Here is a 13229-nt window from a genome sequence, read left to right on the forward strand (position 1 = left end):
TTTGGGGATGGCGGCTGGCCCATCAAGGCACTGCCATACCTGGAAAAAGACGATGCTGCATTGCAATATGGTCGCGTTTTCGGTACTCCCTGTCCTCCTGGCATCCCAGTTCCGCCCACGCCCCGGCACCCAGGAGGGTACCTCGCTCGATACCATCAAGACTGAATGGCTCGGCAACGTCCGCAATGACGTTCTGGCGGCCATGGTGGTGGCTCTCGCCCTGATTCCGGAAGCCATCGCGTTCTCGATCATCGCCGGCGTCGACCCCAAGGTCGGCCTGTACGCGTCGTTCTCGATCGCCGTGCTGACCGCCATCTTCGGCGGGCGTCCGGGCATGATCTCGGCGGCGACCGCGGCCACGGCGGTGCTGATGGTGACGCTGGTGCGCGATCACGGACTGGAGTACCTGCTGGCGGCCACGGCGCTCGCTGGCCTGCTGCAGGTCGCCTGCGGCTTTCTGCGGCTGGCGACGGTGATGCGCTTCGTGTCGAAGAGCGTGATGACCGGCTTCGTCAACGCGCTGGCGATCCTGATCTTCATGGCCCAGCTTCCCGAGCTGATCGACGTGCCGGGCCTGACCTATGTGATGGTGGCGGCCGGTCTCGGCGTGATCTACCTGCTGCCGCGCCTGACCACGGCGGTGCCGTCGCCGCTGGTCTGTATCGTCGTGCTGACGGCCGTCTCCCTCGGCCTCGACCTCGACCTGCGCACGGTCGGCGACATGGGCGCGCTGCCGGACACCCTGCCGATCTTCCTGCTGCCGGACGTGCCGCTGACCCTGGAGACGCTGCAGATCATCCTGCCGTACTCGGCCGGCATCGCCGTGGTGGGTCTGCTGGAATCGCTGATGACGGCGACCATCGTCGACGACCTGACCGACACGTCCAGCAACAAGCACCGCGAATGCGTCGGCCAGGGCATCGCCAATTTCGGCACCGCCTTCATCGGCGGCATGGCCGGCTGCGCGATGATCGGCCAGTCGGTGATCAACGTGAAATCGGGCGGGCGTGGGCGGCTGTCCTGCCTCCTGGCGGGGGTCTTCCTGCTGATCGCCTGCGTGGCCCTGGGCGAGTGGGTGCGCCAGATCCCCATGGCCGCCCTGGTGGCGATCATGATCATGGTCTCCATCGGCACGTTCAGCTGGCAGTCGCTGAAGGACCTGCGGGTGCATCCGCGCAGCTCGTCGGTCGTCATGCTGGCCACCGTGGTGGTGGTGGTCGCGACCCACAACCTGGCCATCGGCGTGATTGTCGGCGTGCTGCTGTCGGGCATCTTCTTCGCCTGGAAGATCGCCCAGATCTTCCGCGTCACCTCCACCCTGTCGCCGGACGGCTCGGCGCGGACCTATGTGGTGGAGGGGCAGGTATTCTTCGCCTCGGCCGACAGCTTCCTGGCCTCCTTCGATTTCCGCGAGGCGCTGGAGAACGTCACCATCGACGTGTCGCGCGCCCATATCTGGGACATCTCCAGCGTCGCCGCCCTGGACACCGTCGTCTTGAAGTTTCGCCGCGAGGGCGCCAACGTCGAGATCGTGGGGTTGAACAAGGCCAGCGAGACGATCGTCGACAAGCTGGCGGTACACGACAAGCCCGGCGCCATGGACCGGCTGCTCGAGCATTGAGCGGCCGGACCCGGCACGGGCAGCAAGGGAGGGCGGGATGAGCAAGATCGTCGCCATGATCGACGGTTCGATCTATTCGCAGAGTGTCAGCGAGCATACGGCCTGGGCGGCCGGGCGGCTGGGCGTCACGGAAATCGAGCTGGTCCATGTGCTGGGCCGCCGCGAGGGGCCGAGCGCACCCGCCGACCTGAGCGGCAGCTTCTCCGCCGGCATGCGCGAGGAGCTGCTGAAGGAGCTGGCGGACCTGGACGAGCTGAACGCCAAGGCGGCGCAGAAGCGGGGCCGGATGATCCTGGAGGAAGCCCAGACCTCCCTGAAGGCGAAGGGGATCGAGACCGTGGCGCCGAAGCTGCGGCACGGCGACCTGATCGAGACCCTGGCGGCGGTGGAGACCGGCGCCGACATGGTGGTGATCGGCAAGCGCGGCTCGGCCGCCGATTTCGCCAAGATGCATCTCGGCTCCAATCTGGAGCGGGTGGTGCGGTCCTCCCATGTGCCGGTGCTGATCACCTCGCGGGCGTTCAAGCCGATCAAGCGCTTCCTCATCGCCTTCGACGGCGGGCGCACGGCGCTGAAGGCGGTGGACTACGTGGCCCGCACGGCGCTGTTCTCCGGGCTGGAATGCCACCTGCTGACGGTCGGCGACCGCTCGGCGGAGATCGAGCGCAACCTCGCCAACGCCAAGGCGCTGCTCAAGGGCGGGAACCTGCAGGTCTCGGTCGACGTGATTCCGGGTCAGCCGGACCGGGTGATCGCGAAATATGTGGAGGATGTGGGCATCGACCTGCTGGTGATGGGCGCCTACAGCCACTCGCGCTTCCGGCACCTGTTTCTGGGGTCGACCACCGAGGAGACGATCCGCAACTGCCTGATCCCGGCGCTGATCTACCGGTAGGGAACTTCTCTCTTCAAGATTTGAGCCTTTTCTCACTCCCCGGCCTTGTGCCGGGGCAACACTCGTGGCGTACGGGAAAGCGGACGCCTAGCCCCGGCACAAGGCCGGGGAGTGTGTGAGGGGAAGTAGTGGACAGGGGAGAGGGGGCCGCCGCTAAAGCCGCAGCCTGTGCACGTCCTCGAGCAGCAGATCGGCCAGCGGTTCCAGCACCTCGCGGCCGCTGGCGCCTGAGAGCACCCCGATCACCAGGCCGCAGCCGGCCGCGCGGCCCGCTGCGAGGTCGGCGGGGGAGTCCCCTACCATCGCCGTCTTTGCCGGTGCCAGCCCCCAGGCCGCCTGGGCGGCCAGGAGCATCCCCGGTCCGGGCTTCGCCCCGTGGCCGCTGTCGTAGCCGACGGTGAAGCTCAGATGCGGCGCGATGCCCAGGCGCTCGGCGGTGTCCCGCGCCCCGGTCTCGCTGTCGTTGGTGGCGAGGCCGCAGCGTAGCCCGTCTGCGCGGAGCCCGGCGAACAAGGACGGCAGCGGGTCGATCGGCGTCAGATGCGCCATCGCCTGCGCGTGCCACACGGTATCGAGCCAGGGGATCAACTCGGCGTCCTCGGGCAGCTCGGGCGCCACCGCGCGCCAGAGACGGGCCACCACGTCGGTCGTGCCGGAGGCGAGTTCCGTGCCGGGCAGGATGCGCCGGGCGTCGGGGCACCAGCCACCGGCCACCATCAACGCCTCCGCCAGTCCAGGGCGGCCCAGATCGTCGGCCAGTGCCTCGGCACTGGCCCAGAAGGCCGGCGTCCAGGTCTCCTCGAAGCGGATCAGGGTGCCGTCCTTGTCGAAGACGATGCCGCGGATGCCGGCGACGGCGAGCGCCTCGTGCAGCACCGGCGTCAGTCCGTGTCGGGGGAGGGCCCGCGCCGGGCGCGGCGGATGCCGATCACGATGGTGATCGCGCCGAACACCACCATCCAAAGCGGCAGGATCCAGCGGTCGCGCGGGTCCATCAGCCGGGCATCGGCCGGATTGGCAGGATCGTAGGCGACCGACAGCATCTCGCCGGCCTCGGTCGGGCGGTAGGTGTCGGCGACGGTCGCGGTCATGCCGCCATTTGCGGTCAGATAGCGCACCGTCGGCCGGTAGAGGGTGAAGCCCTCGGTCGGATCGAAGGTCTCCACCGACACCACCTCGGCCTCCGCCTGCTCGGAGGAGACCAGGAAGCTGATGTGGTCGCGCAGGCCGAACGCTCCGCCGACAAGCATCAGCAATCCGATAATCACCAATGTGCGCGGTCGGATCTCAAACGGCGAACGGAAACGTCTTGGCGGATTATCCGGAGAGTCCGGACGGGGATCAGGCGACACCTTCACTCGGCCGGACTTCCACGCCCCGGCTGTTCATGAGCTCCATCAGCTCGCCGGTCTCGAACATCTCGCGCACGATGTCGCAACCGCCCACGAACTCGCCCTTCACGTAGAGCTGCGGGATGGTCGGCCAGCTCGAATACTCCTTGATCCCTTCGCGCAGGGACGGGTCGTCGAGCACGTTGACGCCCTTGAACTTGGTGCCGAGATGGCTGAGTACCTGAACGACCACCGCAGAGAAGCCGCATTGCGGGAACACCGGGGTGCCCTTCATGAACAGCACCACGTCGCTGCTGGCGACTTCGTCGTCGATCCGGGTCTTGAGAGCCTCGTCGAGCATCGTCACGCTCCTTTCAGTCTCTGGCCGCGCCGGTCAGTCCGGGGCGGCGGTTTGCAGGGCGAGCGCATGCAACTCGGTCCCCATGCGTCCCTGAAGAGCTTTGTACACCAGCTGATGCTGCTGCACGCGGTTCTTTCCCGTGAAGGCAGACGACACGACATGGCATGCATAATGGTCGCCGTCGCCGCGCAGATCCTCGATCGTCACATGGGCGTCCGGGAGCGCCTCTTTGATCAGGCGCTCGATTTCGTTCGCTTCCATGGCCATCGTCGTCTCTCCCTCTGCCGCCGGTTCAGCTTTCGGCGGCCATGTATTTCGGCAGCCAGGCCTCGTGCCGACGGCTCAGCTCCTCCCCCGATATGAGGGGCATACCATTGAGTGTCAATCGACCGCCATCCGCCACGGTGCCCACGGTGGCGGCCGGAACCCCGGCCGACTCGGCACGGGCGGTGAGCCCGGCGGGGTCCGAGGTGGTCACCACGTAGCGGCCCTGATCCTCGCCGAACGCCCAGGCATGGGCCACGGCACCCTCGGGTGCCGTGACGTCCGCGCCGAACGTCTTGGAGGCGAGCGCCATCTCCGCCACCGCGACCAGCAGGCCGCCGTCGGAGACGTCGTGGCAGGCGCTCACGGCCCCCTCGGCGATCAGCGCGCGGACCAGGTCGCCGGTGCGCCTCTCGGCCGCAAGGTCGATCGGCGGCGGCGCGCCTTCCTCCCGGCCTTCCACTTCGCGCAGGTACAGCGAGCAGCCCAGCCAGCCGTCTTTGCGGTCGGCCGGCTGGCCGAGGACGACCAGGGTCTCGCCGGCGGCCTTCAGGGCCGGGGTGGCGAGCTTGTTCACATTCTCGATCACGCCGACGCCGCCGATGACGGGGGTCGGCAGGATCGCGGTCCCCTCGGTCTCGTTGTAGAGCGAGACGTTGCCCGACACGATCGGGTAGTCCAGCGCCCGGCAGGCATCGCCCATGCCGGTCACGCAGCCGACGATCTGCCCCATGATGACCGGCTTCTCCGGGTTGCCGAAGTTCAGGTTGTTGGTCGCGGCCAGGGGCGTCGCGCCGGTCGCGGTGATGTTGCGCCAGGTCTCCACCACTGCCTGCGCGCCGCCGGTCTTCGGATCGGCGAGGCAGTAGCGCGGGGTGCAGTCGACGGTGACGGCGAGGCCCCGGTCGGTGTCGCGGATGCGGACCACGCCACTGTCGGCACCCGGGCGGATCATCGTGTCGCCCATGACCAGGTGGTCGTACTGCTCCCAGATCCAGCGGCGGCTGGCCATGTCCGGGCAGGACATCAGGGTGGCCAGCACCTCGCCCAGGGACGCCTTGGGTGCGGCGACGTCGGCGGCGGCGATCATCGGCTGCGGCGCGGTCGGCGTGTGCGGGCGGTCGTATTCCGGCGCCTCGCCGACCAGCGGCTCGACGGGGATGTCGCACTGCACGACACCGTCCTTCTTCAGGACGATATGGCCGGTCTCGGTGACCGAGCCGATCACGGCGAAGTCCAGGTCCCATTTCTCGAACACCGCCCGCGCCTCGTCGGCGCTTTCCGGGCGGATGATCATGAGCATGCGTTCCTGGCTCTCCGACAGCATGATCTCGTAGGCGGTCATGCCTTCTTCGCGCACCGGCACTTGGTCGAGGTCGAGCTCGATGCCGAGACCGCCCTTGTCGGCCATCTCGACGCTGGAGGAGGTGAGGCCGGCTGCGCCCATGTCCTGGATGGCGACGATGCAGTCGCGCTCCATCAGCTCCAGGCAGGCTTCCAGCAGCAGCTTCTCGGTGAACGGGTCGCCGACCTGGACGGTGGGCCGCTTCTCCTCGCTGTCCTCGTCGAACTCCTTGGACGCCATGGTGGCGCCGTGGATGCCGTCTCGGCCGGTCTTGGCACCGACATAGACGACCGAGTTCCCGGGACCGGCGGCGGCCGAATAGAAGATCCGGTCGGCCTGGGCCAGGCCCACGGTCATGGCGTTGACCAGGATGTTGCCGTTATAGGCCGGGTGGAAGTTCACCTCGCCGGCCACCGTCGGCACGCCGACGCAGTTGCCGTAGCCGCCGATGCCGCCGACCACGCCGGAGATCAGGTGCCGGGTCTTGGGATGGTCCGGGTCGCCGAAGCGCAGGGCGTTCAGGTTGGCGATCGGCCGCGCGCCCATGGTGAACACGTCGCGCAGGATGCCGCCGACACCGGTCGCCGCGCCCTGATAGGGCTCGATGAAGGACGGGTGGTTGTGGCTCTCGATCTTGAAGACGGCGGCCAGACCCTCGCCGATATCGATGACGCCGGCATTCTCGCCCGGGCCCTGGATCACGTTCGGGCCGTCGGTCGGCAGCGTCTTCAGCCAGCGCTTGGACGACTTGTAGGAGCAGTGCTCCGACCACATGACCGAGAAGATGCCCAGCTCGGTCAGGTTCGGCTCGCGGCCGAGGATGCGCAGGACGACCTGATACTCGTCTTGGGTCAGGCCGTGCTCGGCCACGACCTCGTCGGTGATGGCGGCGTTGGGAAGGGTCATTGTCTATCCGGTGTTCAGTGCAGCGCTTTGACCAGGCCGTCGAACAGGCCGCGCCCGTCCGTGCCGCCATGGAGGGCTTCGATCGCGTTCTCGGGATGCGGCATCAGGCCGAGCACCGTCTTGGTCTCGTTGTAGATGCCGGCGATGTCGCGCTGGGAGCCGTTCGGGTTGTTGCCCGGCTTGCCATCGGCGGCGACGTAGCGGAACGCGACCTGGCCGCGATCCTCCAGCCGGTCGAGGGTGTCCGGATCGGCGAAGTAGTTGCCGTCGTTATGGGCGACCGGCACCGAGATCACCTGGCCGTCGCTGTAGCCGCTGGTGAACAGGCTCTGCGAGGTCTCGACCTTCAGGTGCACGGTCTTGCACACGAACTTCAGCCCGGAATTGCGCATCAGCGCGCCCGGCAGCATCCCGGCCTCGGTGAGGATCTGGAAGCCGTTGCACACGCCCAGCACCGGCACGCCCTTGTCGGAGCGCTCCTTCACCGTGCGCATGGCGGGCGACAGCGCGCCCATCGCGCCGGCGCGCAGGTAGTCGCCGTAGGAGAAACCGCCGGGGACGACGATCAGGTCGACGTCGGGGATCTCGGTTTCCTTGTGCCAGATCATGGCGGGGTCGCTGCCCGAGGCCTGGCGCAGGGCCATGACCATGTCGCGGTCGCGGTTAGATCCAGGGAAGACGATGATGGCCGATTTCATGGGCGCTCCAACGGCGGTTGCCCCGGCAGCTCGTCGCTTCGGAGGCGGGGAGGACCTGTTCGGCGGGAAACTAGGGCCGCGCGCGTCCGTGTGCAAGCGCGGCAAGCAGGCCGGTCAGGTGGTCGGTGCGGGGGGCGATCCGTCGGCGCCGATCCGTCCCTTCGGCAGGCGGACGATGGCCTTGGTTCCGATCCCCAGTTCGCTTTGAATCTCAAGACTTCCGCCATGCAGCTCGACGAAGGATTTGGACAGGGGCAGACCCAGGCCGATGCCCTCGTACTTGCGGCTCAGCGCGCTGTCGACCTGTTCGAAGGGGCGGAGCACGGTGTCGATGTCCTGCGACCGGATTCCGATTCCCGTGTCGCAGACCCGGATCTGCAGGCCGCCGTCGTCGATCTCCGCTTCGATCGCCACCCGTCCGTCGGCCATGGTGAACTTGGCGGCGTTGGAGATCAGGTTGAACAGGATCTGGCGGATCAGCCTTCCGTCGGCCCAGATCGGCGGCAGGTCGACCGGCACCTCGATCGAGATCGGGGCCATGGCACCGGTCTGCCGGCTGCGCACCATGCCGACCGAGGCGGCGACCTCGGTGGCGATGTCGACCCGGCTCTCGCGCAGCATGATCTGGCCGATCTCCGCCCGCGTCAGGTCGAGCATGTCTTCGATCAGGGAGAGCAGGCTGTGGCCGCTCGCCTGCACGTCGCGGGCATAGGCGACGTAGTGCGGATCGCCGAGCGGGCCGAACACCTCGCTGACCAGCAGGTCGGAGAACCCGATGATGGCGTTCAGCGGCGTGCGCAGCTCGTGGCTGACCGTGGCCAGGAACATCGACTTCGCCCGGTTGGCGGTCTCAGCGTCGCGCAGCGCCCGCTGCAGCGCCTTCTGCGCCTGCTGCAGCTCCTCGCGGTAGTCGGTCTCGTCGACCGAGGTCCCGCGATAGCCGGTAAACGCGCCGGTCTCGTCGAACACCGGAACGCCGGACACCCGCCAATGGCGGTATTCGCCCGTAGCGCCGGCGATCGCATAGCGGAAGTCGCGGAACGGCTCGCGGCGCTCCAGGGTGGCCTTGTGCTGCGCCCAGTAGGGACTGCTCTCCGGATCGGCGCCCGCCGTCTCCCACCGGGTGCGACCGAGAAACCGCGAGGATGCCGGGTAACTGGTGTCCGCGCGCAGATCCATCAGCAGGGTGAACCGCAGCTTGGCGTCGAGTTCCCAGAACCGGTCGGAGCTGGCCCGCACGAAGTCGCGCAGGCGGGTATCGCTCTCCCGCAGGGCCCGTTCCGCCCGCTTCAGCTCGGAGATGTCGCTGACGCTCGTGATGGTGCCGCCATCGGGCAGCCGGCCGTCGCGCACCAGGTACCAGCGATTGTCCGACCAGGGGATCAGGTGGTCCTCGCCGCCGCGCTGGTGCTGGGCGACGCGCTCGCGGATGAAGGTCTCGGCGTCGTCGCCCTCCAGCGGCTCGGTGGCGCGTTCCGCGCGCGCCCGGATCAGTTCCTCGAAGGTCATGCCGATCCGCATGGGGACGCCGGTTTCCCGGGCGATCTCCTGCATGGCCGGATTGATGTAGAGCAGGCGGTCGGCGGAGTCCCAGATCTCGATGCCCTGGCGGCTGTGCTCCAGCGCGCGGCGCAGCGACGCGTAGCTGAGCATGGAGTCGCCGAGACGTTCCAGCGCGGCGGGACCGCGCTCGTCGAAGGTCACCACGATGTTGCCCGACGGCAGCCGGGAACCGGAAATGAGCTGGACGGAGCCGTTCTCGCGCAGCCGTTCGAGCTGGAAGGGCGGGGCGTTGCGGGTGAAATCCAGGCGATCGCGCGTCCGGGCGTCGACATCGCCGCCGCCGTACAGGCCGCGCTCGGCGTTGCGGCGGATCAGGCGCTCATAGGGCCATCCGGGAACCAGATCCCGCGGATCGAGCTCGTTGAGCGTGGCGAAGCTCGGATTGCACGCGACGAGCTTCAGGTCCGTGTCCAGAACGACGATCCCGATGGCTGCGTGGGCCAAGGCCTCCAACAAGGCCGCTGCTTCCTGGTCGACACGGCCGTCGATGGAGTCGGTGGTATTCGGCGTCGGCACGGGCTCGGCTCAATTGCTCCAGGCGCGCGAATGGTAGCGCAGAATCACGGAGTATGGCCGCGCGAAATTTGCTGTGACGTGCCGGCCCGACGGCCGCACGGTGCCGAAGCGCCGGCGCACAGGCTCATCCGTCGATTCGGATGCTGTAGTTCTCGATCACCGTATTGGCCAGCAGACGCTCGCACATGGCTTTCACGTCGGCCTCGGCCTTGGCGGCATCGGTCTCGTCCAGGCTGATCTCGATGACCTTGCCCTGGCGGACCTCGCCCACGCCGGTGAAGCCGAGCGTGGAGAGCGCGTGGCCGATGGCCTTTCCCTGGGGGTCGAGAACGCCGGACTTGAGCGTCACGTGAACGGTGGCTTTCATCGTCTTATCCCGTGTGGTGCGATTGGCGTGTTGCTGAACGGCCCGGTTACTGAACCGCCTTGGGTCCCTTGAGGTCCATCGGTCCGGCCTCCGGCAGCACGCCCAGGCGCCGCGCGACCTCCTGATAGGCCTCCTTAACACCGCCCAGATCGCGGCGGAAGCGGTCCTTGTCCATCTTTTCGTTGGTGGCGACGTCCCAGAGCCGGCAGTTGTCCGGGCTGATCTCGTCGGCCAGCACGATCTGGACCTCGTCGTGCTCGTTGTACCAGCGCCCGAACTCCAGCTTGAAGTCGATCAGGCGCAGGCCGACGCCGAGGAACAGGCCGACCAGGAAGTCGTTCACCCGCAGCGACAGGGTGACCATGTCGTCCAGGTCCTGGGTGGCCGCCCAGCCGAAGCACGTGATGTGCTCCTCGGAGATCATCGGGTCGTTGAGTTCGTCGGACTTGTAATAGTACTCGATGATCGAGCGCGGCAGCTGGGTGCCTTCCTCCAGGCCGAAACGCTTGGCCAGCGAGCCGGCGGCCACGTTGCGCACCACCAGTTTGACCGGCAGAATCTCGACCTCGTGCACCAGCTGCTCGCGCATGTTGACGCGGCGGATGAAGTGATTGGGGACGCCGATCTCGGTCAGCTTCGTCATCAGGTATTCGCTGATGCGGTTGTTCAGCACGCCCTTGCCGGTGATCACGCCTTGCTTCTGGTTGTTGAAGGCCGTGGCGTCGTCCTTGAAATACTGGATGATCGTGCCGGGCTCGGGACCCTCGTACATGATCTTGGCCTTGCCCTCGTAGAGCTTGCGGCGTCTGGCCATCAAAATGGTCTCCAAATCGGCGGATCGAATATCGGGTCGCGATCGTCGCGCGGCGCCGACTCCGCCGGACTCTGCGCGCGTGAATGCGGACCCTATATCAGCAGGCCCCCGCCAACTCAATCTCGGCCCGTGGGCGCGGCGGTCGGACGCGATCTCAGGTGTGCGGCGTGTCGTCCGGTGCGTCCTCCGGCCCGTCCTGCCAGGCGTCGATCCGCTCGTACGGCGTTGTGTCGGGCCGGCCGGCGGCGAACCTGAGGATCGGGCGGCCTTCCCCCGGGGCGGGGAGGGCGACGAGGCTGGAGCTGCTGGTGCCGAATCCGGTGTCGCTGACCACCGTCATCGCCCCGGCCGGTCCGGCCTCGGCGGCGAAGTCGCGGGAGCCCAGCAGCATGGCCCAGACGTCCCAGTCGCCCGCGCCGTCCGTGCCGCCCGCCGGGTCGGGGGCGGGCGCGGCGCGGAACCGGTCGAGATAGCGCGAGACCCGCGGCGAGCCCCGGCGGTCGTTCATGTCATGGGCGGTCAGCATGGAGACGCCCTCGGGCACGTTCTCCAGCGAGATGCCCGAATCGTCCTCGCGGTTGGCGATCCAGTACGCATCGCGGCTGTCGGCGATCAGCAGGTTGAAGCCGCGATAGCTCGACGGCTCGATGGTGGCCAGCGCCCGGGCCGCATCGGCGGCGTCCGCATGCTCCAGCGCCTCCAGCACGAGTTCGCCCCGCGATCGCTTGTCGACGGCGGGGCCCAGGGTGCCGTGCCGGTTCAGGATACAGGCGAGAACCCCGAAATCGTTGATACCGAACCAGCTCCCGCCGGCCAGCACGTCGAGTCCGGCAACCACCTCCGGGCGGTCCGGCCAGTGCCGGTCCGGCGCCTTCCACGGCCGGTCGGCCATCTCGTCACGGTTGGCGCCGATGATCACGGGCCATCGATGGCCCGGCCGGCGCAGGATGATTACGCTGCACATGGGAGGCCAAAAGTGGCGCGTTGCCGGCCCGGCGGCAAGGCTCAATAAGGGCTGGGCCGCCGGGCCGAACTCCCGCGTTCACATCGCGGGGGCGGTTGTGTATGGTCCGCCCGGTTCGTCCGTGCCGTCCTGCGGGCGATATCCTGTTTTTAAGGTTCCGCCTAGCCTGGGAGGCGTGTGATGAGCGGGTTCGACGATCGTGAGAAGGCCCAAGAGAACAAGTCCGCGCATGATGCGGAACTGCTGTTCAAGGCGACCGCGCGCCGCAACCGGATGCTGGGAGAGTGGGTGGCCGATGAGTTCCTGGGGCTGACCGGCGACGCGCGCGCCGAGTTCGCCAAGGAAGTCGTCGCCGCCGATTTCGACCGGCCGGGCGACAGCGATGTGGTCGAATTCGTCATGGCCAAGGTCAGCGCCGCCGGCGGCGAGCTCTCCGAGGCCCGGCTGCGCCACAAGATGAACGAGCTGCTGGTGGTGGCGACGGCGCAGATCAGCGCCCAGTCCTGAACCGCCTGTCCCGATACCGGCCGACAGACAGTCTGACATGAGTATTCCCGCCCTGCGTCCGGGCGACCGGACGCCGAACCTGACCTTCCCGGACATCAAGGGCCGGGCGCGACAGCTCTATCTGGAGGTCAAAGGCGGGCCGATCCTGGTGGCCGCCGTGCCGAATCCGACGACGGGCGAGGGACGCAAGCTGCTCTCGGCCCTGGCCAGGCGAGCCGGCGCGCTCGACAAGCTGGGCGCGCACCGTTTCGTCCTCATGCGCCGCGAGGCCGAGGGCGAGATGGATCCCGGGGCGCTGGCGATGATCGATCCCTATGGCGACGGCATGCGGCTGTTCCGGCCGCTGCCCGACGGATCGCAGAACGATGCCGACCGGCCGGAGGCGGCGGTTGCCGCCCTGGACGCCAACCAGCGGGTGATCGCGCTGTTCACCACCGCCGACAGCCGCGATCCGGTCGGCGACGCGGTCAGGGTTCTGGAGGTCGAGGCCAAGGCGGCCCGGGCCGGTGCCCAGCGTCTGGTGCGGTCGGCGCCGGCCATGATCCTCGACAAGCTGCTGCCCGATCCTCTGTGCGACGCGCTGATCGATGCGTGGAAGGCGGACAATGTCGAGGGCACGGTCAATGACGGCTTCAAGAACGTCGCCGACGACACGGTGAAGCGCAACCGCGAGCATGTGGTCAAGGACCCGGACATCCAGCGCACGATCGCCCAGCAGATCGGCCCGCGGGTGATGAACGAGATCCAGAAGGTCTTCAATTTCCACGCGCCGCTGCGCTTCGAGATGCTGACGGTCCTGGGCTACGGCGAAGACCGCAAGGACTTCTTCGCCCCGCACCGCGACAGCCTGCGCTCCGAGCGCCGGCGCCGGTTCGCCGTCTCGCTGAACCTGAACGAGGGTTACGAGGGCGGCGAACTGACGTTTCCGGAATACGGCCCGCATCTCTACGCCCCGCCCAAGGGGGCCGGAGCGATCTTCGGCTGCGAGGTCCTGCACGAGGCCAAGCCGGTCACCAAGGGCCAGCGCTGGGTGCTGACGACGTTTCTCATCGATCCGAAGTGACCTGTCGGGCGCTA

14 protein-coding genes are annotated in these 13229 nt (G+C 67.9%); 4 read left to right on the forward strand and 10 right to left on the reverse strand.

The genetic code is table 11. The features are described from left to right. Positions 1-52: 52 nt before the first annotated feature. Both G578_RS0110595 and G578_RS0110600 read left to right on the forward strand, forming a co-directional pair. The gene (locus G578_RS0110595; RefSeq protein WP_281169164.1) at positions 53-1621 is read left to right on the forward strand and encodes a SulP family inorganic anion transporter; all 1569 of its coding nucleotides are present in this window, start codon (positions 53-55) and stop codon (positions 1619-1621) included. 37 nt (positions 1622-1658) lie between these two features. Continuing rightward, positions 1659-2516 carry a universal stress protein gene (locus G578_RS0110600; RefSeq protein ID WP_028794214.1) on the forward strand — a complete coding sequence of 286 codons (858 nt, stop codon included), beginning with the start codon at positions 1659-1661 and terminating at the stop codon, positions 2514-2516. Between the two features lie 153 nt (positions 2517-2669). Here G578_RS0110600 and G578_RS0110605 read toward each other — a convergent pair whose 3' ends face one another. From G578_RS0110605 to G578_RS25795, 10 genes are all read right to left on the reverse strand, one after another. Beyond that, positions 2670-3392 (reverse strand): HAD family hydrolase, encoded by a 723-nt coding sequence (locus G578_RS0110605; protein ID WP_051244555.1) that lies wholly within the window; start codon positions 3390-3392, stop codon positions 2670-2672. Between the two features lie 5 nt (positions 3393-3397). Then, complete coding sequence (locus tag G578_RS25785) at positions 3398-3766, reverse strand: DUF3592 domain-containing protein (RefSeq protein WP_093151764.1); 369 nt, start codon at positions 3764-3766, stop codon at positions 3398-3400. Positions 3767-3857: 91 nt separating this feature from the next. Next, positions 3858-4208 (reverse strand): Grx4 family monothiol glutaredoxin, encoded by a 351-nt coding sequence (gene grxD, locus G578_RS0110615; protein WP_028794216.1) that lies wholly within the window; start codon positions 4206-4208, stop codon positions 3858-3860. Positions 4209-4241: 33 nt separating this feature from the next. Then, positions 4242-4475 (reverse strand): BolA family protein, encoded by a 234-nt coding sequence (locus G578_RS0110620; protein ID WP_028794217.1) that lies wholly within the window; start codon positions 4473-4475, stop codon positions 4242-4244. A 25-nt stretch (positions 4476-4500) separates the two neighbouring features. Further along, entirely contained in the window at positions 4501-6723 is a 2223-nt protein-coding gene (gene purL / locus G578_RS0110625) for a phosphoribosylformylglycinamidine synthase subunit PurL (protein ID WP_028794218.1), read from the reverse strand. A gap of 14 nt (positions 6724-6737) precedes the next feature. Further along, complete coding sequence (gene purQ, locus G578_RS0110630) at positions 6738-7421, reverse strand: phosphoribosylformylglycinamidine synthase subunit PurQ (RefSeq protein ID WP_028794219.1); 684 nt, start codon at positions 7419-7421, stop codon at positions 6738-6740. Between the two features lie 114 nt (positions 7422-7535). Then, complete coding sequence (locus G578_RS28375) at positions 7536-9500, reverse strand: PAS-domain containing protein (protein ID WP_051244557.1); 1965 nt, start codon at positions 9498-9500, stop codon at positions 7536-7538. Between the two features lie 124 nt (positions 9501-9624). Continuing rightward, positions 9625-9867, reverse strand: coding sequence for a phosphoribosylformylglycinamidine synthase subunit PurS (gene purS / locus G578_RS0110640; protein WP_028794220.1), 243 nt, complete (start codon positions 9865-9867; stop codon positions 9625-9627). A 46-nt stretch (positions 9868-9913) separates the two neighbouring features. Next, entirely contained in the window at positions 9914-10681 is a 768-nt protein-coding gene (gene purC / locus G578_RS0110645; protein ID WP_028794221.1) for a phosphoribosylaminoimidazolesuccinocarboxamide synthase, read from the reverse strand. Positions 10682-10835: 154 nt separating this feature from the next. Further along, on the reverse strand, positions 10836-11645 hold the full coding sequence (locus G578_RS25795; protein ID WP_051244562.1) for an NRDE family protein: 810 nt from the start codon (positions 11643-11645) through the stop codon (positions 10836-10838). Between the two features lie 180 nt (positions 11646-11825). Here G578_RS25795 and G578_RS0110655 point away from each other — a divergent pair, with 180 nt between their 5' ends. Both G578_RS0110655 and G578_RS28380 read left to right on the forward strand, forming a co-directional pair. Beyond that, complete coding sequence (locus G578_RS0110655) at positions 11826-12152, forward strand: DUF1476 domain-containing protein (protein ID WP_028794222.1); 327 nt, start codon at positions 11826-11828, stop codon at positions 12150-12152. 37 nt (positions 12153-12189) lie between these two features. Beyond that, entirely contained in the window at positions 12190-13215 is a 1026-nt protein-coding gene (locus G578_RS28380; RefSeq protein WP_051244563.1) for a 2OG-Fe(II) oxygenase family protein, read from the forward strand. Positions 13216-13229 lie beyond the last annotated feature (14 nt).

Origin of the sequence: Thalassobaculum salexigens DSM 19539, assembly GCF_000423805.1 — a bacterium.
In the GTDB taxonomy this organism is placed as follows: domain Bacteria; phylum Pseudomonadota; class Alphaproteobacteria; order Thalassobaculales; family Thalassobaculaceae; genus Thalassobaculum; species Thalassobaculum litoreum.

Excerpts from the sequence above, each read along its gene's own strand:
- G578_RS0110600 (WP_028794214.1), top strand. The coding sequence starts at position 1,659 with ATGAGCAAGATCGTCGCCATGATCGACGGTTCGATCTATTCGCAGAGT.
- G578_RS0110620 (WP_028794217.1), bottom strand. The coding sequence starts at position 4,475 with ATGGCCATGGAAGCGAACGAAATCGAGCGCCTGATCAAAGAGGCGCTC.
- G578_RS0110595 (WP_281169164.1), top strand. The coding sequence starts at position 53 with ATGCTGCATTGCAATATGGTCGCGTTTTCGGTACTCCCTGTCCTCCTG.
- G578_RS25785 (WP_093151764.1), bottom strand. The coding sequence starts at position 3,766 with ATGCTTGTCGGCGGAGCGTTCGGCCTGCGCGACCACATCAGCTTCCTG.
- G578_RS0110655 (WP_028794222.1), top strand. The coding sequence starts at position 11,826 with ATGAGCGGGTTCGACGATCGTGAGAAGGCCCAAGAGAACAAGTCCGCG.
- G578_RS25795 (WP_051244562.1), bottom strand. The coding sequence starts at position 11,645 with ATGTGCAGCGTAATCATCCTGCGCCGGCCGGGCCATCGATGGCCCGTG.
- purL (WP_028794218.1), bottom strand. The coding sequence starts at position 6,723 with ATGACCCTTCCCAACGCCGCCATCACCGACGAGGTCGTGGCCGAGCAC.
- G578_RS28380 (WP_051244563.1), top strand. The coding sequence starts at position 12,190 with ATGAGTATTCCCGCCCTGCGTCCGGGCGACCGGACGCCGAACCTGACC.
- purQ (WP_028794219.1), bottom strand. The coding sequence starts at position 7,421 with ATGAAATCGGCCATCATCGTCTTCCCTGGATCTAACCGCGACCGCGAC.
- purC (WP_028794221.1), bottom strand. The coding sequence starts at position 10,681 with ATGGCCAGACGCCGCAAGCTCTACGAGGGCAAGGCCAAGATCATGTAC.
- grxD (WP_028794216.1), bottom strand. The coding sequence starts at position 4,208 with ATGCTCGACGAGGCTCTCAAGACCCGGATCGACGACGAAGTCGCCAGC.
- purS (WP_028794220.1), bottom strand. The coding sequence starts at position 9,867 with ATGAAAGCCACCGTTCACGTGACGCTCAAGTCCGGCGTTCTCGACCCC.